General features: G+C 49.4%; 18 protein-coding genes. 8 read left to right on the top strand and 10 right to left on the bottom strand.

Translation table 11 applies throughout. The annotated features are described in order from the left end of the window. Nucleotides 1-39 precede the first annotated feature (39 nt). Nucleotides 40-882 carry a glutamate racemase gene (gene murI, locus AC286M_RS09175; RefSeq protein WP_488204086.1) on the top strand — a complete coding sequence of 281 codons (843 nt, stop codon included), beginning with the start codon at nucleotides 40-42 and terminating at the stop codon, nucleotides 880-882. A 956-nt stretch (nucleotides 883-1838) separates the two neighbouring features. Next, entirely contained in the window at nucleotides 1839-2810 is a 972-nt protein-coding gene (sds, locus tag AC286M_RS09180) for a solanesyl diphosphate synthase (RefSeq protein WP_488204087.1), read from the top strand. 81 nt (nucleotides 2811-2891) lie between these two features. Here sds and AC286M_RS09185 read toward each other — a convergent pair whose 3' ends face one another. The 3 genes from AC286M_RS09185 to AC286M_RS09195 all read right to left on the bottom strand — a co-directional run bounded on the left by AC286M_RS09185 (nucleotide 2892) and on the right by AC286M_RS09195 (nucleotide 8327). Next, nucleotides 2892-4001 carry a TRAP transporter substrate-binding protein gene (locus tag AC286M_RS09185; protein WP_488204088.1) on the bottom strand — a complete coding sequence of 370 codons (1110 nt, stop codon included), beginning with the start codon at nucleotides 3999-4001 and terminating at the stop codon, nucleotides 2892-2894. Between the two features lie 249 nt (nucleotides 4002-4250). Then, nucleotides 4251-6284, bottom strand: coding sequence for a hypothetical protein (locus AC286M_RS09190; protein WP_488204089.1), 2034 nt, complete (start codon nucleotides 6282-6284; stop codon nucleotides 4251-4253). Nucleotides 6285-6641: 357 nt separating this feature from the next. Further along, nucleotides 6642-8327 (bottom strand): iron uptake porin, encoded by a 1686-nt coding sequence (locus tag AC286M_RS09195; protein WP_488204090.1) that lies wholly within the window; start codon nucleotides 8325-8327, stop codon nucleotides 6642-6644. Nucleotides 8328-9039: 712 nt separating this feature from the next. Between AC286M_RS09195 and AC286M_RS09200 the strand changes: the two genes are divergently transcribed. Then, nucleotides 9040-9183: a hypothetical protein gene (locus AC286M_RS09200; protein ID WP_488204091.1), complete on the top strand. Its 144-nt coding sequence runs from the start codon at nucleotides 9040-9042 to the stop codon at nucleotides 9181-9183. Nucleotides 9184-9290: 107 nt separating this feature from the next. Here the strand turns inward: AC286M_RS09200 and AC286M_RS09205 are convergent, their stop codons facing one another. The 3 genes from AC286M_RS09205 to AC286M_RS09215 all read right to left on the bottom strand — a co-directional run bounded on the left by AC286M_RS09205 (nucleotide 9291) and on the right by AC286M_RS09215 (nucleotide 11246). Beyond that, nucleotides 9291-9848 (bottom strand): Bax inhibitor-1/YccA family protein, encoded by a 558-nt coding sequence (locus tag AC286M_RS09205; RefSeq protein WP_488204092.1) that lies wholly within the window; start codon nucleotides 9846-9848, stop codon nucleotides 9291-9293. A gap of 363 nt (nucleotides 9849-10211) precedes the next feature. Then, entirely contained in the window at nucleotides 10212-10400 is a 189-nt protein-coding gene (locus AC286M_RS09210; protein WP_488204093.1) for a hypothetical protein, read from the bottom strand. Between the two features lie 150 nt (nucleotides 10401-10550). Next, nucleotides 10551-11246 (bottom strand): cysteine hydrolase family protein, encoded by a 696-nt coding sequence (locus AC286M_RS09215; protein WP_488204094.1) that lies wholly within the window; start codon nucleotides 11244-11246, stop codon nucleotides 10551-10553. Between the two features lie 314 nt (nucleotides 11247-11560). Between AC286M_RS09215 and AC286M_RS09220 the strand changes: the two genes are divergently transcribed. The 4 genes from AC286M_RS09220 (at nucleotide 11561) to AC286M_RS09235 (ending at nucleotide 16004) form a co-directional block, all read left to right on the top strand. Further along, nucleotides 11561-11854 (top strand): 2Fe-2S iron-sulfur cluster-binding protein, encoded by a 294-nt coding sequence (locus AC286M_RS09220; protein WP_488204095.1) that lies wholly within the window; start codon nucleotides 11561-11563, stop codon nucleotides 11852-11854. Then, entirely contained in the window at nucleotides 11851-13092 is a 1242-nt protein-coding gene (locus tag AC286M_RS09225) for an aromatic ring-hydroxylating dioxygenase subunit alpha (protein WP_488204096.1), read from the top strand. The genes AC286M_RS09220 and AC286M_RS09225 overlap by 4 nt, the downstream gene beginning before the upstream one ends. 305 nt (nucleotides 13093-13397) lie before the next feature. Continuing rightward, the gene (cobQ, locus tag AC286M_RS09230; protein ID WP_488204097.1) at nucleotides 13398-14891 is read left to right on the top strand and encodes a cobyric acid synthase CobQ; all 1494 of its coding nucleotides are present in this window, start codon (nucleotides 13398-13400) and stop codon (nucleotides 14889-14891) included. Nucleotides 14892-14906: 15 nt separating this feature from the next. After that, the gene (locus AC286M_RS09235; RefSeq protein WP_488204098.1) at nucleotides 14907-16004 is read left to right on the top strand and encodes an AI-2E family transporter; all 1098 of its coding nucleotides are present in this window, start codon (nucleotides 14907-14909) and stop codon (nucleotides 16002-16004) included. A gap of 42 nt (nucleotides 16005-16046) precedes the next feature. Here the strand turns inward: AC286M_RS09235 and AC286M_RS09240 are convergent, their stop codons facing one another. The 4 genes from AC286M_RS09240 to AC286M_RS09255 form a co-directional block, all read right to left on the bottom strand. Then, nucleotides 16047-17753, bottom strand: coding sequence for an alpha/beta hydrolase (locus tag AC286M_RS09240; RefSeq protein ID WP_488204099.1), 1707 nt, complete (start codon nucleotides 17751-17753; stop codon nucleotides 16047-16049). A gap of 430 nt (nucleotides 17754-18183) precedes the next feature. After that, nucleotides 18184-19125, bottom strand: a complete 942-nt coding sequence (locus tag AC286M_RS09245) for a hypothetical protein (protein ID WP_488204100.1) — start codon at nucleotides 19123-19125, stop codon at nucleotides 18184-18186. 385 nt (nucleotides 19126-19510) lie between these two features. After that, on the bottom strand, nucleotides 19511-19945 hold the full coding sequence (locus tag AC286M_RS09250) for an RNA recognition motif domain-containing protein (RefSeq protein WP_488204101.1): 435 nt from the start codon (nucleotides 19943-19945) through the stop codon (nucleotides 19511-19513). 853 nt (nucleotides 19946-20798) lie between these two features. Further along, nucleotides 20799-23450: a M48 family metalloprotease gene (locus AC286M_RS09255; protein ID WP_488204102.1), complete on the bottom strand. Its 2652-nt coding sequence runs from the start codon at nucleotides 23448-23450 to the stop codon at nucleotides 20799-20801. Nucleotides 23451-23767: 317 nt separating this feature from the next. Here AC286M_RS09255 and AC286M_RS09260 point away from each other — a divergent pair, with 317 nt between their 5' ends. Continuing rightward, entirely contained in the window at nucleotides 23768-24073 is a 306-nt protein-coding gene (locus AC286M_RS09260) for a YkvA family protein (protein WP_488204103.1), read from the top strand. Nucleotides 24074-24098: the final 25 nt, after the last annotated feature.

The following is a 24098-nucleotide window of genomic DNA, read 5'->3' on the forward strand; positions in this document are numbered from 1 at the left end:
GTTTCCAGCGACGGAGTACAACTATACATGACGAGTTCAATGTCTTCTCAAGCCCAGATTGGCGTCTTTGATAGCGGCGTCGGCGGACTAACCGTCCTGCGAGAAATATATCGCCTCCTGCCCAACGAATCTGTGCTGTACTTTGGAGATACGGCTCGGCTACCCTATGGAACTCGCTCAGCCACTGAAATTACCCAGTTTGTCCGCGAAATCATTACCTGGATGCTCAGTCAGGGCGTCAAGCTAGTGCTGATGGCCTGCAACACCAGTTCTGCTCTGGCGCTCGAAACCGTCCAAGCCGAATTCAATATTCCTATTCTGGGCATCATCCAGCCCGGAGCTGAAGCCGCCGTTCAGCAGGGGCAACGTGTGGGTGTCATCGCTACGCCTGCCACTGCCGCCAGCAATGCCTACCGTCGAGCGATTATGACAGTGGATGAAACGGTCAAGGTTTGGCAAATTGGCTGTCCTGAATTTGTGCCGCTGATTGAGCAAAATCGGATTGATCATCCTTTAACCCGCGAAATCGCCCAAGAATACCTCGCTCCGCTGCTGGCTCAGCAGATCGACACACTCGTCTATGGCTGTACCCACTACCCGCATCTTGAACCTGTTTTGCGATCGCTGGTTCCGGCCACCGTCAAATTTGTCGATCCAGCCCGATACGCCGTGCTGCGAACCGCTCAGGTTCTCGACGAGCAAAAATTACGCAGCCATTCCCTTCCTTCTCCCACCCGTTTTTGCGTCAGCGGCAATCCCTCGCAGTTTGCTCACCTCTCAAAGCAGTGGCTGGGCTGTACTCCAGTAGTTGAATCGGTCATGCTGCCACCAGTTCGTAGGCACTCACTTCATTCCTACTCCCGGTCTTTGGAAGCATCATAAACCTGTTATAAAACCCGTGGTTTATTTCGATGCAGTGTTTGTGTTGCAAACACTGCATCGAAATAAACCACGGGTTTCGACCAAATTTCCTATGAGCCCAGCTATTGGCGCGCCTTTGACTGCTGGACAAACGTCAACAGCAAGTAAATGCAAATTAGGTAACCGATCGCGAAAGCTGGAATGATAATAGGCATAGTATCAGGGGTCATAGTGCAACGAAGAAGACTTTAAGATGTTGGAGACTGAATCAAAAGGTGCTGTTGTAAGCGTATTCAGAAACAGCGGTTAGGTAGGAAGGACAAAGCGGTACGACCACGGCTAGCCCTGTAGCTAACTGGACTATGGCCAACACCTACCGCTACAGTTACTCTGCGCAACTACGTGCAGAACGAGCGTACAAAGCAATTACAAAACAATAAATACCGCAAAGCAACGGCCAGAGATTTGGCCATAACCTGCTCATAATCAGGTGAAATGAAGTCGGAAGAGTCTTACCACAACGCTGAAACAAATTCGCCTGTAAATGGTTCAACCTCAGTTAAACCTCAGGCCAGTCTGCTTCTGCTTGTTCACGTATGGCAGATGACTGTGTCGAGCAAATGCTGCACACTAACTCCGCAGCAATACTGAAGAGCCATGCTCGCGACTTCGCTCGATTTTGTCTTTAACTCAACCTGCGAAGAATATTTAGTTTTTCGGGAAAGCCTTATATCTAAGGTAACATAGCACCTTTAACTTTTAGACACTAATCCCCTGATCTTGTTAACAAAGTTAGAAAACCGTCTGCTAGACAGCTTGGCCACTCCAATGAAGAGGGTTCGGTTTTGTACACAGGGTTGCGGGAGCCACTACACAATCATTTTGATCATTTCTCCAGCAGATTTTGATCGGTTGCCTTAGAATGAGAACAGAAATTATGTAAAATTTCGTTAATAAACGCCTGAGTCGGCTGGTTCATGACTTCTGTTCTTTCCCTTTTTACGCCTGTTGAGGAAGACCTCCGCACCCTGACGGAGAATCTGAAAAATTTGGTCGGTGCCCGACATCCCATTCTGTATGCAGCGGCAGAGCATCTCTTCGGAGCGGGAGGTAAACGCATCAGGCCAGCGATTGTGCTATTGCTATCCCGCGCTACGATGCCGGAACAAGCGATTACAGCTAAGCATCGTCGGCTAGCTGAAATCACTGAAATGATCCATACGGCTAGTTTGGTGCATGACGATGTCGTTGATGAAGCGGCAACGCGGCGCGGTGTACCCACAGTCCACAGCAGTTTTGGTAATCGAGTGGCGGTGCTGGCCGGAGACTTCCTGTTTGCTCAGTCGTCCTGGTACCTGGCCAATTTGGACAATTTAATTGTAGTTAAACTGCTGTCTCAGGTGATTATGGATTTGGCCGAGGGCGAAATTCGCCAAGGACTGAATCGTTTTGATACCGATTTAACGATTGAAGCTTACTTGGATAAAAGCTATTACAAAACGGCTTCCTTGATTGCTAACAGTGCCAAAGCCGCTGGAATTCTAAGTGGAGTCAGTGATACAGTTGCTAATCACCTCTATCAATATGGACGACATATTGGCTTGGCCTTTCAGATTGTTGATGATGTGCTGGACTTTACGGGGTCGGCAGAAACGTTAGGTAAGCCAGCTTGTTCTGACTTATGTAGCGGCAATATTACGGCTCCTGCTCTTTACGCCATGACTGAGCAACCCTATCTGGCCACTTTAATTGAGCGCGAATTTGCCGAAGAGGGTGATTTCGAAAATGCGATCGCACTTGTGCAAGATAGTACTGGCATTCAGCAAGCTAGAGATTTAGCTGCACACCATGCTAAAACAGCAACGCAGCATCTTGTCGAGCTACCCGATTCGCCAGCCCGTCAAGCATTAATTGACCTCGCTGATTACGTCTTAAGTCGCCTGTATTAGAGACATTCTCAACAAGGGTAGGTATGTCGCTGCGATGCGGCAGTATACCTACCCTTGTTGATGTGAAATAGAAAATTGCAGCTACGCTGAAGCTGAGAATGAGATAAAACCAAGCTCAGAAGCTGAGAACCACTGGTTAGAATCTGCCTGGAACTGCTTCCAAGCCTCGTAGATTTTGCGATAGCTTTCATTTTCAGCAGCGAGTTCGTCATACAGCTCAAAAGCAGCGTCACGGGCGGTTACCATCACTTCATCTGGGAAACGTTTGAGTTCAACGCCTTCCGTTAAGAGCTTAGCTAGTGCTCCCGGATTGCGGGCATCATAGCGAGCCATGATGTTGGTATGCGTTTCTGCCGCTGCCGTTTTTAGGGCTTGCTGATAGTTGGTCGGCAGTTGATTCCAGGCATCGAGATTAAAGTAGAACGAATACTGAGAAGCGGGTTCCCACCAACCGGGATAGTAATAGATGCTAGCGGCCTTTTGTAACCCCAATTTTTCATCATCGTAAGGCCCAACCCATTCCGCTGCGTCAATGGTGCCAAGCTGAAGCGCCTGGAAAATTTCGCCTCCTGCTAAATTTTGCACATTCACACCGAGCCGTTCTAGCACCGAGCCGCCCAAGCCCGGAATTCGCATGTTAAGTCCTTCAAGATCGCTGGCCGTATTGATTTCTCGCTTCCACCAGCCCCCCATCTGCGTCCCCGTGTTGCCACCCGGAAAGCTGATGATATTGAAATCAGACAGCAGTTCATGAACGAGGTCTAATCCACCCCCTTCATACATCCAGGCCGTTTGCTGACGATAGTTCAAGCCAAAGGGAACGGCGGTGTCAAAGGCCAATGCCTCGTTCTTGCCGCGATAGTAGTAGGAGTTGGTATGTCCGGCCTGCACCGTACCCTGCTGGACTGCATCGAGCACTTCTAAACCGGGTACGATTTCGCCAGCTGCAGACAAAATCATTTCAAATCGACCGTTTGTGAGTTCTTTAACGCGCTCCACAAAGACTTCGCTGCCGCCATACACCGTATCCAAGCTAGGGGTGTAGCTAGATGCCATCCGCCACTGCACCGACTGGGTTTCATCGGTTTGGACGGTTGGGCCAGTGCTATTCGTTTGCTGCCCACATGCGGCTAGAGCAACGGTTGTCGTTGTGCCGATGGCCGCGCTGCTTATAAACTGTCTGCGTTTCATATCTGTTGCTGCTATTCCTCAATTTATACCTCTGGATAGTAGCTATGAATACTATCCGTAATTTGTTATGTTCTATACCTTATTACAGTGGTCTGACAGAAGGCCGCGTTACAGATAGATAAAAACGCATTAACTACAAAAAAGAAGGGAGACAATTTTGTCTCCCTTCTTGCTTTTCAGATTATGAGCTGAATCAAACGCTGCTTGGGCGCTTCAGCAATAATGCTAGAGCCTTGGCTTTAGCTGAAATTAGCTGCCGATTTCGCCCAAACCCTCTACAGCACCACCATCAGTGTTATCTGTAGTGCCATCATCGGTGTCAGTAGAGCTGTCATCGCTACTGTCGTCAGTATCATCATCTAAATCATCGTCAGAGTCATCCGTATCATCTAAGTCATCATCAGAATCGTCATCATCGGAATCGTCATCGGAATCATCCGTATCATCGGAGTCATCGGAATCGTCATCACCGGAATCGTCATCGGAATCATCCGTATCATCGAAGTCATCAGAATCGTCATCGGAATCATCCGTATCATCGGAATCGTCATCATCCAAATCATCGTCAGAGTCATCCGTATCATCTAAGTCATTGTCATCGTCATCGTCGTATTCAACATCGTCGTCAATCTCTTGGAGACCAACGAGAACAACGCCTTCTAATTCTTCTTCACTGACTTCCTCTAGACCAGCTAGACCAGGGAAGATACGAGAGGTTGGGCCGACCTGCTTGTAAGCAGTGATGAGCGTTGCAGTACCTGTACGTGGGAAGATGCAGTAGTAGGTCGTGCCGCTGATTCTGACCTGCTGTACTCGGATTGTGCGAACAGTACCAGAACCAAAGTCGTCATCATCGAAGTCATCGCCAAAATCGATATCATCAAACCGATAAACGGTCAGAAACTGATATTGATAAGAAGCGGTATTACTAACGTTAACGGTGTAAGGCGAAAACAAATTGACGGAGATAGGAGTCGTGGAGATGAATGCGACTCTAGAAGACCGTTCAACGGTTCTTGTGAACGAGGCAGGCACGAAAACAAATTCGTCATCATCGTCAATATCGCCATCATCGTCAACATCAAAATCGATGGAACTACCGCAGGCGTTACAGGTGGAACCAGAGCCTTCGCTCACATCAACATCATCAACATCAACGTTATCAAAATCAAAGCTGTCGTCTAAATCGGCAACTCCAGTCGCAGCAAAGAACTGAACAATACCCTCATCGCGATCGGTGCGGCCCCGCAGCTCATTGTCACCTTGTTCAAACTTAAAGCGAGTATTGTTTTCGCCGGTGCTGGCGAAGCCGTAAGTACTGGAGTTGTAGAAGGCAAAAATTCCTTCAGCGTCGCCATCAATCTCGTACTTGTCAATTGGTTGATCTGGATCAATACTGCCGCCATCGACGCGCAACTGATCGAATGGGCCACCAAGAGTGATGTCAATCGCGCCAACTTCAGCCCGAATGTCTAGCTTGAGATCTTGGCCACGAGTTTCACCCGCTGTGCGAATCCGAAACTCGTCATTGGCTTCGCCGACAAAACGGATTTCATCATCAGCGAAATCGAAATCAGTTCCTTCACCAGCGGTTACATTTTCACCTTTGAAGTCAAATTGGAACCGTCCAGTAATACCCGTGGTAGGAGCGGGTGTAGGAATCGGTGTTGAGCCGCTATCCATGAAGCTTAACGTATTAGGCAAGCCAATTTTGCCATCGTCTAAGCCTGCTTCGAACTCGCCAATATCTAAATCGCCATTAGAGCTGGAAAACCCTTCGGTGATCACGTTTACATCGCTAGCGCCTGGCAAGAAGATGAGAGGGGCATCACCCGGATCATCAGCGGCAATTAGAGAACCGCCAATGGTGCCGATGTTGGCGTCAAAGCTAGTCAGGGTAAAGTCTAAGGATGTGGGTGCGCCAGTGAACGGAATCGGTGTACCTGATTCGGTGAAGGCTACACCGGATAGGGTTCCTTGCAGTACGCCTGTGTCATTTGCATCGGGAACGCCGTTGGCGTTAGCGTCGGTGAAACTAGCTGCGGATGGCGTAAAGATGGAAGTTGAGGTTGTGCCGTTCTCGCTTTCGATGAGCAACTGCTGAACGTTGATGTCGAACAGGCGCAGGTTTTCTTCTGGATCGGTGTCTGGGGTAAAGAATGCAGCTTGGCCGCTGGCTTCACCACCTGTGACTGTGATTTGCGCTTTGGCCGCTGGTGCGATCGCAATCGTTCCAGCCAGCAAACCCAGAGCTGCAAAACGAAATGACGTGTGACGAGTCATAGTTTCTTTTCCTTAGTGAATGAACAGGCTAGCTATCAAAAGGGTGTTGTGCGAACCGCACCAGAGTAAGCCAAACAGTGGTCTAATTTGCTGTTAATACTTGCGCTTTCTGTTCTGATTCTTGTGACAGATCGTTTGGGTCAATTTATGTCCAAAGCAATCAGAGATAACCCTACAGACAAAATTTGCTAGTCGGCGAGTACTTGCTGCGCTAATCATTAGCATTGTCAAGTATTAAATATCACCCTTTCGACATCTGAGGTTCGCTCAATTGCGTCTTATTCAAGAGCAGTTAGGCGAACCTCAGGTCATTAGAAGCATTTCAGGTGAGAAAGTTCCCCGGTTCTCAGATTTTTTTTAGAAGGTGAACGTGGTACGAACTGCACCGATCACAACAGTGTCATTGTTGTTATTGTGATTGGGATTGAAAACCGTAATTACACCAGGGGTGACAACAATATTGTCGGAAACTCGGAATCGATAAAACGCTTCTAGGTGATAACTCGTATCCGGTTGTCCACCTGCGATCGCAGCTAAATTACCTTCGTTGAATAGAGAAGGAACGTTGCGGCCAGCAGGCAAATCGCTGTCGGTAATCCGTGGCGGTTGACCAAAGTAGAGACCACCCAAATTGCCCTCTGCAAACAGATCGGGGAAGTTTAGATAGGTCATCCAGTTGAAGGTTTCAACGGTTCCATCTAATCCCAGCAGATCCGAGGTCGTAAAGCCAGCCCAACCCCCAGCCGTCAAGCCTGGAGTAACGCGCCAGTCAATTGACGCACCGAAGGCATTGGTTTGAATCGGTGCCCGACCCGTGGCGAAGTTTTGAACCGCAACGAGATCATCACCAACCCCTGTAAACAGGCGGCCAAAGGGAGAGTAGGAGTTGACGTACTGTAGACCGATATCCAAATCATCAAACGGAGTGACAATCAGTTGTGCGCCTAAATTGGTCACACCATTCTCACCACCGAATAAGCCGTTTTCGTTACTGCTCGGATCGCTAGTGGAATAAACGCCCTGCAAACTGATGCCATTGCTAATTTGCCAGTCAAAACCAAGTCCGCCTTGGCCCGCTCCAATACCAATGATTGGATTACGCTGAGCAAAACGTGATAAGGGACCAAAGCCCGCGCTTTCAACTCGGTTTGCACCTCGGAAGACGTTAACTGCACTGACACCTCGGGGGCCAACAATGAAGGTAAAGTCATCGCCAACCAACTGACGGAAATTCAAGTCGCTGAGTTCAAAATCATTGTTGTTGTCGCCTTGATATCCCAGAGCAACAAAGTTAGCAATACCGGAACCTGTTTCAGGCGTATTGCCTGTAAAGCTACCGTCACCCGCTTGTAAACCTGTCAACAGTAAGCTACGAGGGCCAAACTGGGTGTATAAGCTCAATTGAGCATTACTGATGACGTTGATTTCCGTGCTGTCCGTGAAGCGATTGAGGAACACGTCGTAATCGTTTTCGGTACGGCCCTGGACACCGACAACGACTTGACCGAAGAGTTTCGTCGTGGTCGAAAACTGGTTGGCTTCCAGTTCAGCTGTGCGAGATTCGAGGGAATCAACCCGACCGCGAATCGTAGCGAGTTCTGCAGCAAATTGATCCTGTAGGGCACGGATAGTTTCGAGATCTTCTTCAGAAACGCCACCAAAACCAACAATTTCCAGAATCCGGTCTAGACAAGCATTAACGCCTGCTGCGAATTCATAGCGAGTGAGCGCGCGGTCGCCACGAAATGTACCGTCTGGATAACCCGCAATACAGCCGTAGCGCTCAACCAAGGATTGCAGAGCTTGAAAGGCCCAATCGGTAGGCTGCACGTCAGCCAACTGGGAAACAGACGTTACCTGAGCCATTGGTGAACTATCGTCTGCGATGGGCGTTGATAGTTCATCCAGACTAGGGACGACCGTCATTGGATCACTATCAGACGAGATTTGAGCAGCAGCGGGTTGTACAGCTAAACCACCACTCAAAATCCCCAGGGTTAGCAGGGCCACGAAAGAACCAGTCGAGCCAAATTGAAATTGCATATGGAAATTACTACTCCACGAAAACACCACAATCTCAGCATCACCTGAGAACCGACTTGAGAAATACACGAATATAAAAATTTACTCGTATCGGTGTGCCGAAACACACTAAACTCCTTCATAACTCCGGACTTGAATCCGGAATCTTGTAGGCGTGACTCCGAGATCTCAACTAGTGTTCCCCATCCTTTAGAACATCAACCAAATTCACATTCAATTCACATTTAAGGGCTGTAGTTTTGCTGTCAGTAAAACTACAGCCCTTCAAATGAGCCGTAGTGCTGAAAATATGATGCGTGAACTCAATATATGATCTGTCTTTAAAGAGCAGGTGAAGCCTACATGAGAAGATTCTCATCTACGGGTTCCCAGAGATCAGCTGATTTAAGTCAAATAATCCCTCTGGGTTTCGCTACAGGATGCGAGATTGAGTACAAAACAGAAAGCGGGATGAAGGTGTGATATGTGATATGTGAGGTGTGATTATGAAGTGCGATCGCACCCTGTTACACTCTTACCGCAGTGCTTTATCTCTGAAGAGAGATGCGGCTGAAACCGTTTGTTGGTAGGCAACACAGCTTGGCCGTTATAGAACAAGTCAAAGCTTGTATCCATCAACACAATCCAGATATGGTAGGGGAAAGAACGTAGGTTTACGTTTTACAAAACTATTGATCAATTTCCCATAACAATGAAATTTCTAGCTTCAATCTTGATTCTTCTGATTGGCACTGGCGCATTCTGCTGGCTGATGACGGCTGATTTGGGATTCGGCCCGTTTTGTCACCTAATTGGCTTTGTTGGCGGAATGGCATTTTTGGGCATTGCTGGAGTCGCTAGCCTCAAGGCGCTTTAGGCTTTCCTTCGTAGGCTTGTTCCTTTAAAAAGCAAAACCCCAGGTCAAAATCTGACCTGGGGAGGAAGTAAGCTTATTAATTGTTAATCAAATTGTAGCGTAAAACACTAGTCACGCCCATTGATCGCAATCAATAAACGAAGAATAAAGATAAACAGGTTGATGTAGGTGAGATACATCGAGAGTGCGGCGGGCAGGTACTGCTCGTCTTTATAGGTGCGCGGCAGGATGAAGAAATCAACCACCGCAACGCCCATAAACAAGATGGTGCCGAGGGCAGAGATGCTAATCTCCAGCCAAGATGGTGTAAAGACTCCAAAGACAGCGAAGAGGAGTTGCGCAATTAAGACGACGAATAGAGCAACGACGCCGATACCAATTGTCTTGGTCAGCGCAAATCCGTCTTCTTCAGACAGATTGGAACCGACTGATTGAGCGGCGATGAACGTTACGCCACAGCCTAAGGCCGCAAAGCCGATTCCCATTACGCCAACACCTGGAGTAGCCAACGCCAGATAGATGAGGCCGCTCAGGGTATAGCCCGATAGCAAACCATAGGTGGCGAGCAGGGGTAAAGCAGTAGAGTTCTCTCCTTTTTCGGCAATGCCACGGGCCACGAAAAAGAGAACGAGTTCCAGTACCATTGCGCCGATGAAGGTCGGCATGAAGTACTAAGGATAGTTTTCCATGACGCCGAGGCCACCGTAGACACCAGCGGCGGTCAGGACTAATCCGCCACCCACAAACGGCAGCGCTTTAGCAATCACGTTTGGCCCAATAATGGCCTGTCCTTAATTTTTGCGAATTGCTTCGCGGAAGTTACTGGTATTTGCCATATCAAAATCTCCTTTGAAGGAGGCTATTAAACCTTGTACGAAACCTTGTATGTTGTAACATTTCTATCTTCTCTGATCTAGCAAAAAATACCCAGGATTGCAGTTACAACAACCAAAAGTGCTGTGGGGCAGTGCAGGCTGAGCCTGCACTGCCCCACAGCACTTTTGGAAATTAGTCAGATTGAGTAAGCGCTATTGCTTAGACGCTTCCTTGGTCGCTTTTTTGTTTTCGGGGGCGCGGCGCGATCGCACCTCATCTTCTCCTTTTGGAGGCACAATCTCATCTGGATTAACGCCCAGATCAGCAGCCGTGTCTAAACTCTCTTCTGCATTCGTGTTGGGCTTTACAGAATTTCCGTCGCGGCTTGCATGTCCACCCATAGTTGTCGTACCTCTTGCGAATCTGCGTATGGAATTGGTATTCCATTACTTTTTCTATTGCAGGCAAGATCAGCGCAGATTCCCTCCATCCCAGGTCAGAAGCCAAGTGGAACAGCGGAAATACAGCACTTTTGAACTAGGCCGAAGCTACTAAGCTGATAGTTGAGCGAGATTGGCGTATTGCTGTAAACTTGCGATCGCATTTTCTGTCGTCGCTGTCCAGCCGACAATGCCGCCCTGTGCCCGCACCATTTCGAGGGTTGACTGCTTGAATTCGGGGAAGTAGCTGGCGGTGGCATCTTCGATTAGCAAACATTCGTAGCCGCGATCGTTAGCTTCGCGCATGGTGGTTTGGACGCAGACTTCGGTGGTGACGCCAGTAATCAATAGATGCGTAATGGCCTGCTGCTGGAGCAGTTCGGCCAAGTTGGTGTTGTAGAACGCGCCTTTTCCCGGTTTGGCAATTACGGCTTCGTCGGGTAAAGGAGCTAATTCAGGAATAATTGTGTTGCCCGGTTCACCCAAGACCAAAATGCGTCCCATCGGGCCAGGATCGCCAATCTTCAGCGCAGCCTGTCCCCGCAGCCGCTTAGAGGGTGGACAGTCCGACAGATCCGCTTGATGCCCTTCAACCGTTTGAAAAATGGGCCAGTTGCGATCGCGAAAAAACTGCTGGAGCTGCTTAATGTTGGGCACAATGCTTTGTAGTTGACTAACGTCGTTGCCCAAGGACTCACCAAATCCCCCTGGTTCGAGAAAATCACGCTGCATATCAATAATCAGCAGTGCAATACCGCCGTGAGGTGGCAGATCGTAATCGTAGGGTTGGGCAGGAATAACTGGCATGGTCGTTGATTGAGGCGATGGGGACAGGAGAATTTTGTATGGGCAGGATTCTAACCTGAATTGCTAGAAATTACAGTGCAGCACGTGAACCTTTTCAGTTTGATTCCGCACAAATTTGTGATTGGTGGAGTCGGCGTAACGTTTGCGTAACTAAGGTGGCGGAGCAGGAGTGTGAGGAACAAGGGGAAGATGGGTCATTATTGGGTGCGGCACATCAATGCCTCGGTTAAGCCGGACGTTGCGCTATAACGGCGTTAGGTTGTTAATTACTGAAATGATTGCCTAAGTATCCTGCCTTATCTTGCTCTACCGTTGTGTCTAATTCTCGCTGTACCGTTTGCTTTCCTAATACCGACTTTTCTGCGATCGCGCTCTCCGCACATCAGCCGTTGGCGGACGTGTTGACCGCACAGAACTCTCCGGTGCTCTTTGGCTGTCGGACGGGAATTTGCGGCACCTGCTTGGTGACTGTCGATGGCCAAATTCCACCACCGGATGCGGACGAGCAGGAAATGTTAGACGTACTCGCGCCGGATATTCCCAATGCCAGATTGGCCTGTCAAATTGATCTCATTGACCATCTCGAAATTGAGCGATTAGACGCATGACGCATCCATCCGTTGATTCGCCTGTGCTATCCTCCGAATCTGAGTCTGTTCGGATTGAACCCGCGCAGCTCGACGCATCGGATTCCGGGTCAGCCGATCAAACAGCTCCAGTAGCTCAAACAGATTCAGCCAACCAAACCAGCGAGCCGCCGTTTATCTCTGAAGAAGTTCCTCAACCAACTACGGTTGATTTTGCCGATTTTTGGTACGTTGTAGCTCAAACGGAACAGCTTAAGCCGAATCAGGTGTTGAGCCGCATGGTGCTGGGCGAGTGGTTGGCTATCTTTCGGGGAGCTGATGGTCTGCCGGTGGCACTGCGCGATCGCTGTATGCATCGCAATAGTCGGTTGTCGGGCGGCACCGTCAAACAGGGCCAGTTGCACTGTCCCTATCACGGCTGGATATACGACAAACGGGGCCGCGTCGTTGCGGTTCCGGCAGAAGGAGACCAGTTTAAGCCGCTGAAATCGCGCTGTGCGCAATGGTATTCTGTCCGCGAGCAGGACGGCTACATTTATGTGCGGTTGCAAACGCCGCTAGAAGAGTTTCAGCCGTTTCGGATGCCGCATTATCAAGATGCCCATCCTAAAAAAGGTTTGAAAGAGCGGGAACCGGGTTGGCAAACCGTACGGGTGATTAATCGGTTTGAGAATTCTGTCACCAACTGCGTCGAGAACTTTATTGATATTCCCCATACGGTGTCGGTGCATCCCGGCATTTTCCGCCAGCAGCGGCAGCAGAAATTGGATATGACCGTAACGCGCAGCAACGGTTGCGTTACAGCAGAATACCGTAATGAAACCACGAATTTGGGCTGGTTTAGCCGCTTTTTGAATACCAAGGCCCAGGAAATTCGCCATATCGACAGCTTTCACATGCCGAATGTGACCAGCGTGGAGTATGACTTTGGCCCCCATCGGCGGCTATTTATTACCAGTCAGTCAGTCCCCGAAACGGAAACAAGTACGCTGGTTTATACTGACGTGACGTTTAACTATGGCATCTGGAGCCGATGGGCAAAACCCTTTGTCCGCTGGACGGCTCAGCGCATTATTAAACAGGATATTAAAGCACTGAAAATCCAGCAGGAGACGATTGCCAAGTACGGTCAGCGCTTCTCAAACACCCCTGCCGATACGATTCATGTGTTTGTGGAATCAATTCGCACTGCGATCGCACAAGGTAAGGATCCGCGCCAGCTACCCGATCGCTCCGTTGATGTCACATTTTGGGTGTAATCACAGTCACAGCACCAAAATCGATGGGGACAGAGGAGGTTAGTGTATTGTTATTAATACAGAATTTCTCTTAAAACCTCAAAATGCTTTCTTATAAAGACATGCTGTGCAAACCTTTTAAGAAATCAAAATTGGTTTTTACTGGCAAATTCGGTGTAAGCAATCATTAAGCAATTTCAAGCGATTTCGACGATTTTGTCTCAACCTCATCCCGGTTTGTGTAAAAATTTCCTGATCTTCCAATGTCTGGCTAGAATTTCGGAGATGACGTTGATTCAATCACAGTCCAGCCCTCGGAGATTTGCATGAAAGCCATCATGGTAGTGGGAACGACCTCCCACGCAGGAAAATCACTGATTACTACTGCTCTTTGCCGTATTTTGCATCGCAAAGGGTGGCGTGTGGCTCCCTTCAAAGGGCAAAATATGGCGCTTAACGCCTACGTGACAACGACTGGAGCAGAAATTGGCTATGCACAGGCCGTACAAGCATGGGCAGCCGGGGTTTCACCGCAAGTGGAAATGAATCCCATTCTGCTGAAGCCCCAAGGCAATATGACCTCTCAAATTATCATGAAAGGTCGCCCGGTGGGAGTCGCCAATGCAATGGACTACTACGAGCAGTATTTTGATGCGGGCTGGCAAAGTATTCGAGAGAGCCTGCGGCGATTAGGCGATGATTTTGATCTGGTGGTCTGCGAAGGGGCAGGCAGTCCGGCTGAGGTAAATCTCAGGCATCGAGATTTGACCAACATGCGAGTGGCCAAGCATTTAGAAGCACCAACGGTGTTAGTGGCCGATATTGAACGGGGCGGTGTCTTTGCCCATATTGTTGGCACCTTGGAGCTGCTGGAACCCGATGAGCGGGAGTTGATCAAAGGCATTATTATCAACAAGTTTCGGGGGCATCAGTCTCTTTTGCAGCCGGGACTTGACTGGCTGGAGGAACGTACGGGTATTCCGGTTATTGGCGTCGTACCGTGGCTGGAGGAAGCGCTGCCCGCAGAAGATTCGCTTTCCTTGTTCAATAACCGTAGTGTGAAACAAGATAGTGAAATTACAGTTGCCGTAATTCGCTTTCCCCGAATTTCCAACTTCACCGATTTTGACCCACTGGAGGCTGAACCGTCTGTGACGGTGCGCTATGTGGGACTTCAGGAAAACTTGGGCTATCCGGATGCGGTGGTGCTGCCCGGTTCCAAAACTGCGATCGCAGATTTAATTGCCCTCCAGCGCAGCGGTATGGCCGAAGCGATTCAAAACTACGCAGCAGCAGGCGGTACCGTCATGGGTATCTGTGGTGGCTTTCAGATGCTGGGCAACATTCTGGCTGACCCCGAAGGTATTGAGGGCCATGAAGGACGGTTTAAGGCACTGTCTCTGTTGCCAATGCGGACGGTCATCACCCGTCATAAGATTGCCCGTCAGCGACAGGTCACCTCCAAATATCCCCAAGATGGTTTGCCGATTGCGGGTTATGAAATCCACCAGGGACGGACTCAGCTCACGCGTCCTGAACCAGATGACCCCCATGCCATCGCATTTGAAACTCTGTTTGATGACCCCAGCTTAGGCGTGGTGGATGACACGATGTCGATTTGGGGTACCTATCTGCACGGTATTTTCGATAACGGCCCTTGGCGACGCGCCTGGTTGAACCGATTGCGCCAGCAGCGCGGATTGCGATCGCTACCAACCGGAATTGCAAACTATCGAGAGCAGCGGGAAGCCATGCTCGATTCTTTGGCTGACTCAGTTGAGGCGCATCTCAATCTGGAAGCCCTGCTGCCCTATATGTAACTCAGGTCAAGTGCCGTGAAACTGGGAGATTGGCTTGGCTTTTTAGTGTTAGTTGTGGCGATTTTTGTGCTGTGGCAAATTCGTCAACTGCTGCTGCTGGTGTTTACAGCAGTCGTGATCGCGACGGCGCTCAACAGTCTGGTGCGTCAGGTGCGTCGTTTGGGGCTGCAGCGCAACCAGGCCATTCCGCTGACACTAGCTGGCGCGGCGCTGGTGATGATTCTCTTTTTCATCATTATTGTGCCGCCCTTCGTGAGCCAGTTTGAGCGCCTGATTGAACTGCTGCCTTCTGGCTTTGCCCAAATCCTCAGCTTTTTGAGTGGTTTTCGTAACCAGCTACCGGACTGGGCACCCAATCTGCCGGATTTGCCAAGCTTGTTTCCCCGGTTAGTGCCCTCTGTGCAGGGCGTCGTCCGCAACTTCTATTCATTTTTCTCTGATTCAGTCAGCGTCGTTCTCAGTTTGCTGCTGGTGCTGGTACTGTCGGTCATGCTGCTGATCAATCCAACCGCTTATCGTCATACCTTCCTGCTGCTCTTTCCGTCTTTCTATCGTCGCCGTGCCGATCAGATCTTGTCGATTTGTGAGGTGGATCTCGGCAACTGGCTCGCGGGCATCCTCACGAGCTCGGTGTTTATTTTTGCCCTCAGCGCTTTGGGGCTTTGGGCTCTAGGCATTCCCCTAGTCTTGGCTCACGCATTACTAGCGGGATTGCTGAACTTTATTCCCAATATTGGCCCGACGCTGAGCGTTGTTTTCCCGGTTACGATCGCACTTCTGGAAGAACCCTGGAAAGCGATCGCAGTTTTTATCTTTTACATCGTGATTCAGCAAATCGAGAGCTATTGGCTCACGCCAACTATCATGGCCAAGCAGGTTTCTCTACTGCCTGCATTAACCCTAGTTGCTCAAATTTTCTTTGCGACAGCGTTTGGCCTGTTTGGGCTGATTCTTGCCCTGCCGCTGGCGGTCGTCGCCAAGGTATGGCTACAAGAAGTAATTGTGCAAGACATTCTGGATCAGTGGAATCTGCCCCTGCTGGAGCAGTCTCACCGTAAGCCAACAGCCATTCAACAACCAGAGGTGATCGAGCCATCCGATTCTCCGGCTTAGAAAGGTTTGTTTTGTGGATGTTGGTGCAGGCGATGAGTCGTTCTACTGCAAGTGGCGTTTGGCCAACTTTGGCTGATCTTCAACGTCGGTAATCGCTTCCTTGAGCTGAACCGGGCTCAGTTGATCAACTAGCGCAATCGGGAGGGGGGCTTCGCTGATGCGGTTGACAAAGGCCGAATTGAGCAAGCTGAGAGCGGTTTCGTCTTGTTCCAGATAGCCTTGTAAAAACAGTAGCGCCAGGATGTTCGCATAGCGTTGGGCCAATTCTGGGGCTGGGCCAATCACGGTAGCTGGCAGCTGGAGTACTTCGCTATTTTCTTCGCTGACTCCCATCACTGAGAAATGAGTTGCCTGACGAATCATCAGCAGATAGCGGTCAGGATTATCAAGCCAAGTAAACGGACGAATTTGCTCGATCAGCGCAGGAGTAACCGTGTCAGCACTGCCGGAAATGACCATCAGCGGCACGTTGATATTGCGAAATCCATCCACGCCAAAAATTGCGCTGCTGGCTGGATTAATTGCGATCGCAGCATTAATGCGTGGATCTTCCAGAAAGAGATCGGTGGCAGGTAGCCGATTGGCTTGACACTGCAGCAGGAGTGAGAGATTGAGCGATTCATTGAGCGCTGCACACTCAACCGCCAAACTATTTCGATTAATCTGAGCCCCCGCCAACGCCAGCGCCGTATAGCCACCAAAGGACTGCCCAATCACGCCAACCCGCGACAAATCAACCTGCTCGTTTAGGGTCGGATCAATTTGAATCCGCCGCTCTAGATCATCAATCACGGCGCTAATATCCAAGGGCCGATCCACAAACTCTTGTGCCGTTGTCACCTCATTGACCTGCCCGCTAACGAGCGCTTGCAGCTGTTCTGCACTGCTGCCCGGATGCTCTGGAATCGCGACGACAAAGCCGTGAGATGCCAAATGCTTCGCTAAGTAGGCGTAGGTTGTCCGATCGTTGCCCAAACCGTGGGAGATGATCACAACAGGTGCGGGAAACGGCGTAGTTGCCGAATTTTGAGCGTTTTCTCCAACCGGGAAATAGTAATCAACTGGGATGAGACGATTGCGACTGGCATTTTTCAGCGGACGAGTATATCGCACCCAGTCATAGAGGCCTAATTCACCCGGATCAGGATAGTTGCGTGGAATTCTGAGCGGATGATTGGCGGCTGCGACTACAGCGCGCTGTTCGATTAACCCGACGGCAGCATTGGTCTGATTCACCAGTTGCCGCAGCGTATTCGCGATTTCTAGGGCCTGCGCAATGTTGACTTGAATGCCTTCGGTCGGAAAATAGCGCAGCACATTGAGCAGCGTTAAACCATCTTCAGAGCTAGCCGCCAGAATCAACGCTGCCCGCAGCGCATAAAATCCAGAATTTCCGGCCTCCGTTTGAATTAAGCCACCCAGCCGCCTCAGCAGAGCCTCGCCCTGCGGCGTATAGAAAAATTGCGCGATCGCAACTTCTGAAATCTCGGCTTCGGCTGTGAGTGCTAGCCGCAACTGCTCTAACTGCTCGTTAGATACATAGCGGGTAAAGTCATCAAGTTCCGTATCAATCGTGCCATCGGCGGCATATTGTTCAAGGGACTCAAGCGGCATGGATCGCCGAATGATCCCGTAGGTAACATAAATCCGTTCTGCGCTCTGTGCTGGTCGCGCCATCAGCACTGCACCCAGCGACAAGCCGCTCCAGAACAATCTAGATATCCATTTTGGACTGAGTCGCCAACTCATGTTGCTGAATTTAGTGCTGAAGAAGGATGGGAATGTTGCTCAACCAGATACCGTTGACCGCCATTGCACAATCGCCATTCGGAATCCTATTCACCTTGCGGGTGAATGATGTAGTGAAATCGTGTTGAATGTGCGATCGCAACTAGCGGGACTGCAAAGGTTCCTCAAAAAATCTAACAAAAATTAGAGATAACTGATGCACTTACCCCTGTATACAGCAGCAACATGAAAAATTCCTGAATTTCAGCAGCCCTAGCTTATATGTAGCCGTTGCCACTTTGGTCAAGACAGGTATGACATTCAACGTTTAAACACTTGAACGTTTGAACGTTTTCAGAGTTTCCCAATGTTCCAATCAATGTGACTAGCTGTAATATGCAGTTGGCTGAACACCCATAATTAGGTCAGACAGCCTGACTCTCGATCGTACTTAGAGAGCACCATCAGAATCGAAAACACCATTGTCATCTGTCGAGTCAAACGTGTCATCGTCGCCAACGGTATCTAGCGTATCGTCATTCAGCGTATCGTTGTCGTCTAAAATATCGGACGTATCACTGTCTCCCAGATCGTCGTCGCCAACGGAGTCAAACGGGTCGTTATCATCAATGGTGTCTAGTCCATCATCATTGTCCAGGCTATCTAGACCATCCGTTTCCAAATCGCCATTAAAGTCATCATCTAACCCATTATCCAGATCATTATTTAAGCCATCGTCATCTAGACCATCATCATCCTCACCAACTAGCGGAAAATCATCAAGCTCCTCCTCGCTGATTTCATCCTCACCAACGACTGGAGAATCACCGAGTTCATCACCAATAACTTCAATATCCTCAATCTCACCGCTCACAGTGTCATCATCCAGATCATCATCGAGTGCAACTGGAGAGACTGAATCAGGTGCGATCGCAAGTTCTAAATCAACATCGGCATATACGGCCAGCTGATCGCGATCTGCACTACTGAAATTAGCAATAAACTGAACTGGCTCATTCGGCAACAAAACATCAGTGGCGGGAGCTGCAGTGCCAGCCAATACAGCCTGACCGTCCGTTTGCAGCAGTTCGTAGCCCAAGCCACCAATTCGCACAGGCTGATCAGATTCGTTAACGATGACTCCCGTTAACCCCGCCCCTGTCACCTGCACATTGCGGATGCTAAGCGATCCAGCCGCTGTCTCATCTCCTTCGGTCTCATCATCACCGCAGATCGACGATAGATTTACCACTTCGCCACTTGGCTTGCGTAAATAGCAAACATAGTTTGGCGGCGTTTGCGCCATAACAGACTCTGCTACACCATTGAGAACCAGCATGAAGATAGCGGTTGGCAAAGCAGAACGCAGTAATCGGATTGGACGAAGCGACATTGTGTGAAGCATTGGTAATTTCCACGCTATTGGCACGGCTTCCTTATAAATGCCGCAATTGGCCATCAAGACTCGTCTACCTCAAGTCAAATCATTCACCTATCAGCGGATAGAAATTAACAGAAATGACCAAAACTAACAGAACAGCCTAGCTATGGTGATTAAACGATCACCATAGCTAGGCTGCTTTAGATACGTGATGCTTGATTCAGGAGCGAATTACAAGATGTCTATTGTTTCCACGTCGCATCGATTTGCAAAAGACACGAAATGATGATGCAGAAGAACCTGTTTGCTCCAACATGCAGAACTTAGAGCCATCTACCTTAGATAGATTCCCCACCAACCTGCACATGTTTCATCTGCTGATTCGTAGCCAGAGCGACTATGAATTGGCGGTCTGTGTTGCTAGCATCTGCTTGAGTTTTTCCAGTTCGCCTGCCCAACGTGGATCAGGCTGAGTGGATTGACTGGAAGAAGAAGAGTCAGAACGGCGAGACTTGTTATTATTGCCTCCCTTCCGACGGCCACCGCCACTAGCACTGGGCGAACCATTCGATTCCTTCCCTTTCGAGCGGGGCAGCGCCTTCTCAATCTTCAGAGTTGTATCCTTGAACTCCTGGCCGTTGAGCTTTTCAATAATGGCGTCGGCTTGCTCATCTGTCTTGACAGTGACAAAGCCAAATCCACGACATTTACCCGTTTTCTTATCTGTAATCACCTTGACCGATAGTAAGTCGTTAAAGTCAGAGAACACAGCCTCCAACTCTTCGCGCTCCACCTCTTTAGGCAGGTTTCCTACATAGAGACGAATAGACATCAGTGATACCTCCAAATCGTATGAAAACTAACGCTTATAAACCTAATGCGCTTGAATAAGCAGTTGGTGCAAACTCGTCATAAGTAATATTGACACTAAAAAGAACCAAGTTTGCCTCGAAGTTGGGGCATGCTTGGAAACTCTCTAATCAGCGTTAAGTTTGCTAAATCTATTCTTGATACTACCGGACTAATAAATTCCTTAACAAACTCCTTTGGGGAGAATGAGGAGATTAGCTGAGCCGATTTTGATCCACCAACTTGCATTAATGAGTTGTGTCTAGCGACTTAAATTAATGTGGGTAACTGAGATAAATGACCTCTAGCGAAGCAATCAGGTTGTCTGATACTGCCAACCCACTGCTACAGCATAGGTGTTAGATCGACCTTGTGGCCTAATGAAGTTGATGTTTCATTACTGTACACCGTATATTAGGCTATCACGGGCTTAGGTAAAGGCCAACTTAATCTCACCCCTAACAAGAGGCCATAAATAAAACCAGCCGACAAATCGACTGGTTCACCTTGCTGTGTTGGGAGGAGAAACGAACAACTCGGCCACGAGTCTTGCAACTGCTGAGTTGCCAACTATGGAGTTGCATACTAACGGTTAAGCCACGCTGAGTCTTCCGAATCTCTGTAAAGAAATATAACACGCACCTCGACCGAATCGCAATATTTCTTTACATAAGATGCGTTGATTTTTACGAGTGAACTTGACACAGCCGTCGTCAGATCAGTTTAAGACATTGGAAATAGGACATTGGAGAAACGTTTAGACGTTCAAACGTTAGATTTCGCAACTGTCTCGATCAAAGTGGCGACGGCTATAGTAGGTGGCTCGCTCGTGACATCTATCGGCCCGTTACGAGTAGGAAAAGTCCCCAGGCAATACAGATGCCGCCGAGTAGAGTGGCGCTTGTGGGTGAGTTGGCCCGAATTGTATACCCAGCTTGATTTTTAATATGGTCGAGGTCAATCCAACTAAGGACACTGCGCCGAAACCAGCCGACGATTTGAATTCGGCGACCTGTGAGTTCTTCTGGACGAATTTTGGCGGATTGCAGGAACAGATTGCCTAATACACCCAGAGCAGAGGCGTAGCGGAGTTTGATCAGTCCCTGCTGGGATTGCATCAGCAAATCTTGCCCCAACCAATTGTGCAAGCCTGATCGACCCAGTAGTTTGCCTTGGATTTTGACGGGTAGGGTATTGGTCGGTAGTGCCACGGGATCAGTCAGTAAGAGATGGGCGTTAGGCTGATTACGGATTGCGCCAGGAGTGAAGTCTGGAAAAAGACGGTTGACTCGTAGCCAAGTGCCAATGCCAAATCCGATTAAAATGCAGGCCCAGAGTAAGCTTTGGCTATCCCACATCCACTGCAACCGATAAATGTTGACGACGGGCGAAAACCAGCCAATAAATTTAAGCAGCCATGCGATCGCAAATCCGCATACTAACCCCACCCAAGGACTCGCTTGAAATAACAGCGGTTGCCAGTAGGCGATTTGCTGGATGATGTTCTGGGCTTTGGGGCGAGGTGGAGGGGATTCCAGATCGAGTTCGGGTGTCAAATGCCAGCGCTGGGCATAGCGAGTCAAAATGTACAGCCGTTCACCTAAAGCTGGATGGGCTTGGCTCGTCGCGAGCCAGTGACGGTAGGGGTTTTGATAGTCCCACTGCAAAATGGGTTCAATCGGCGTGTATGGATAGGTGCTGCCCACCGTCAGGCTGGCTGCATAGCCTGTGGGAGAGAGCAGATTTAGGCTTTCCAGTTCTGAGCTAGTACGTCCCTGCCGCTGAATATCTTCGGCGCTGCCGATAGCAACTTTCAGTAAGGCTCGAATTAAACCGTTGGGATTGCCTGTTAGGCTCACTGAAGTGCGATCGCTGTGATAAGTACGATTTCGATTGGCCCACAGCCCTAACCAGCGAAGCAGCCAGTACAGGCCATACCCCGCACTAGCCACGAATGCAAAACACCCGCGTAGAATCGGCTGGGAGAGTCGATTGCCGAACTTTGCGGCTTCATCATACAGCAAGTAGGGCAGCTGCATGATCAACGCTATCCACGACAGAGTGACAAAATCCCAGCGCTGAATCTGGCTTGCTTCCCGTGCATAGAGAGTGGCAATTTCATCATCGGCAAGTTGATTAAGCAGTCCTTGACTAACGGAAATGCGGGCAAATCGAGGGAGGTTGCCATAGGTTAGAATCAGTGGGGCTTGGCTGGGTAATACTCGCAACTCCGGCATTGTGCGCCCAGACTGACGAAAAAATCGCTTCAGAAAACGGACTGATTCAGGACTATGGGATTCCAGGATTTGGAGGCTGAACGGCTTTTGACCATAAAACCAACTGAGCAGAAAATCCCAAAGCCAGGGTGAAGCTGCGAATAGAACAGCCAGAAACAGGGCAATCATCCAGAACGGATCGCGGTAAAACGCTTGGATGGGCTGGACATGAATTGGCCAATCAAGCCAAGCCAGGAATTTATTGACCTGTCGCAGTAGAAACCACGTACCTGACCGAATTAACCAAATTGACCCAACCACCGTTACGGCTTGAATAATCCAAAATCGAGTTTGATTGACGGGGGGGAGGGATGACCAGCGCTCGGCTCGTTCTGCTTGTTGCCAAGTCGGTTGATAGCTGATAGGTGGAGCAGATTGTGCGAGTGCTACTGCTGGATCTGCTGCTGTTTGAGCAGCGGTTGGCGTATCGGCAGGCGGATTGGCAGTGACAGCCGTATTTGGATCTGGCTGATCTGGGTTAGGCGATTGATCTACCAATCGATTGACCAGATCGCTAGGTGGACTGGTTGGCTGCTCTAATTCCTGATTGGCTGATGGTTGAGTCGCAGGCGAAGCGGTGGCTACGTCGGCTGGAGTTGGGGAAGATGGCGGCGGAGCCATCCTAGGAGTGGCCAAGGGAGGACGAGAAGGCTGGACATCGTCATCGACGTCATCTAGAGCCACAAATCCCGTCTCATGGCCAGGTTTACGAGCGTCATCAAGGGAGGCATCAAGGGGAATGAATCCTGTACTAGAGAGGGGGGTGCCTTGGGGCTCTGAGCTGTTTGTCTCCGTCGTTTGAAGTTCTTGGCGACTCAACCGCTCGGGTGGGTGATCGGCGCGAGTTGAGCTGGATGGAGTCGGGGATGAAGCGATATTAGAGTGGGATTGATCGGGGTGCGCCACATTTCGCTGCTGTAGCTTTTCCAATGTTCGGGCTGCCCAAGCTTGCACTTTGGGACTGCTGTTGCGGGTGAGTTGAGTGCAAGTTGCGATCGCAGCCTCAGTTTGCCCCCTATATCCATAAGCTTTAACTAACCCCATTTGCGCCTGAGCGTATTCAGCCGCATCAGTGGAGAGCTGCACAACCTGATGAAAGGACTGGATCGCCTGATCGTACTGCTTTTGCTTGAGGGCAGACAGCCCTTGCTTCAGTACTGCGGCACTGGATGGTGGTTGATTGGAAGACTCCGGACGAGACGGAGAGGGCATCGCGATCCCTCCTGGATAGAACTACAACTGTAAACACAACATCAGCGTTGCTTAATCTAGGTATGAATTGTGATGTGGGAGCGCAGCCCCCACATCACAATTCATACTTAATATCAGCAATCACACAACATCAGCTTAGAGTACGCCAAAGATATGAAGAATCTATCAAGCACGACTTAAAAAGTTGAAGATATCTAGCGGCCAACCACATTTTCGGATGTGTGGACTTCACGCTGAAGCACCCCGGTTTTCAACACTGGGGAGTTTATGAGTTTCTCGACACAATGAATGATGTAAGCTCAATTCAAGGTAGTGGCATGGATAACACCAACATTGCGCAGTCTTTTTACAAGTGGTACAAGAACACGCTACGTCACACAAAATACCGCTGGCTGATTATCTTCGGCACGTTGATTTACCTATTTAGCCCGATTGATATCGCCCCTGATTTTATTCCAGTTATCGGCTGGATTGATGATGGTATCGTCGCAACACTGCTAGTGACTGAACTGTCTCAGGTTGTACTTGAGTTTCTGAATCGTCGGACACGCAATGTTGCAAACTCCAACACCAATGCGCCTACTCTGGATGATGATGTCATTGATGTTCAGCCTCAAGCGTAAGCCTGATATCAATCTGAGCCTATTT

Source organism: Thainema salinarum CENA647, from assembly GCF_057732415.1.

Bases quoted from the DNA above. Each gene is read 5' to 3' on its own strand.
- murI (WP_488204086.1), top strand. From the start codon at position 40: ATGTCTTCTCAAGCCCAGATTGGCGTCTTTGATAGCGGCGTCGGCGGA.
- sds (WP_488204087.1), top strand. From the start codon at position 1,839: ATGACTTCTGTTCTTTCCCTTTTTACGCCTGTTGAGGAAGACCTCCGC.
- AC286M_RS09185 (WP_488204088.1), bottom strand. From the start codon at position 4,001: ATGAAACGCAGACAGTTTATAAGCAGCGCGGCCATCGGCACAACGACA.
- AC286M_RS09190 (WP_488204089.1), bottom strand. From the start codon at position 6,284: ATGACTCGTCACACGTCATTTCGTTTTGCAGCTCTGGGTTTGCTGGCT.
- AC286M_RS09195 (WP_488204090.1), bottom strand. From the start codon at position 8,327: ATGCAATTTCAATTTGGCTCGACTGGTTCTTTCGTGGCCCTGCTAACC.
- AC286M_RS09205 (WP_488204092.1), bottom strand. From the start codon at position 9,848: ATGCCGACCTTCATCGGCGCAATGGTACTGGAACTCGTTCTCTTTTTC.
- AC286M_RS09210 (WP_488204093.1), bottom strand. From the start codon at position 10,400: ATGGGTGGACATGCAAGCCGCGACGGAAATTCTGTAAAGCCCAACACG.
- AC286M_RS09215 (WP_488204094.1), bottom strand. From the start codon at position 11,246: ATGCCAGTTATTCCTGCCCAACCCTACGATTACGATCTGCCACCTCAC.
- AC286M_RS09225 (WP_488204096.1), top strand. From the start codon at position 11,851: ATGACGCATCCATCCGTTGATTCGCCTGTGCTATCCTCCGAATCTGAG.
- cobQ (WP_488204097.1), top strand. From the start codon at position 13,398: ATGAAAGCCATCATGGTAGTGGGAACGACCTCCCACGCAGGAAAATCA.
- AC286M_RS09240 (WP_488204099.1), bottom strand. From the start codon at position 17,753: ATGAGTTGGCGACTCAGTCCAAAATGGATATCTAGATTGTTCTGGAGC.
- AC286M_RS09245 (WP_488204100.1), bottom strand. From the start codon at position 19,125: ATGTCGCTTCGTCCAATCCGATTACTGCGTTCTGCTTTGCCAACCGCT.
- AC286M_RS09250 (WP_488204101.1), bottom strand. From the start codon at position 19,945: ATGTCTATTCGTCTCTATGTAGGAAACCTGCCTAAAGAGGTGGAGCGC.
- AC286M_RS09255 (WP_488204102.1), bottom strand. From the start codon at position 23,450: ATGCCCTCTCCGTCTCGTCCGGAGTCTTCCAATCAACCACCATCCAGT.
- AC286M_RS09260 (WP_488204103.1), top strand. From the start codon at position 23,768: ATGGATAACACCAACATTGCGCAGTCTTTTTACAAGTGGTACAAGAAC.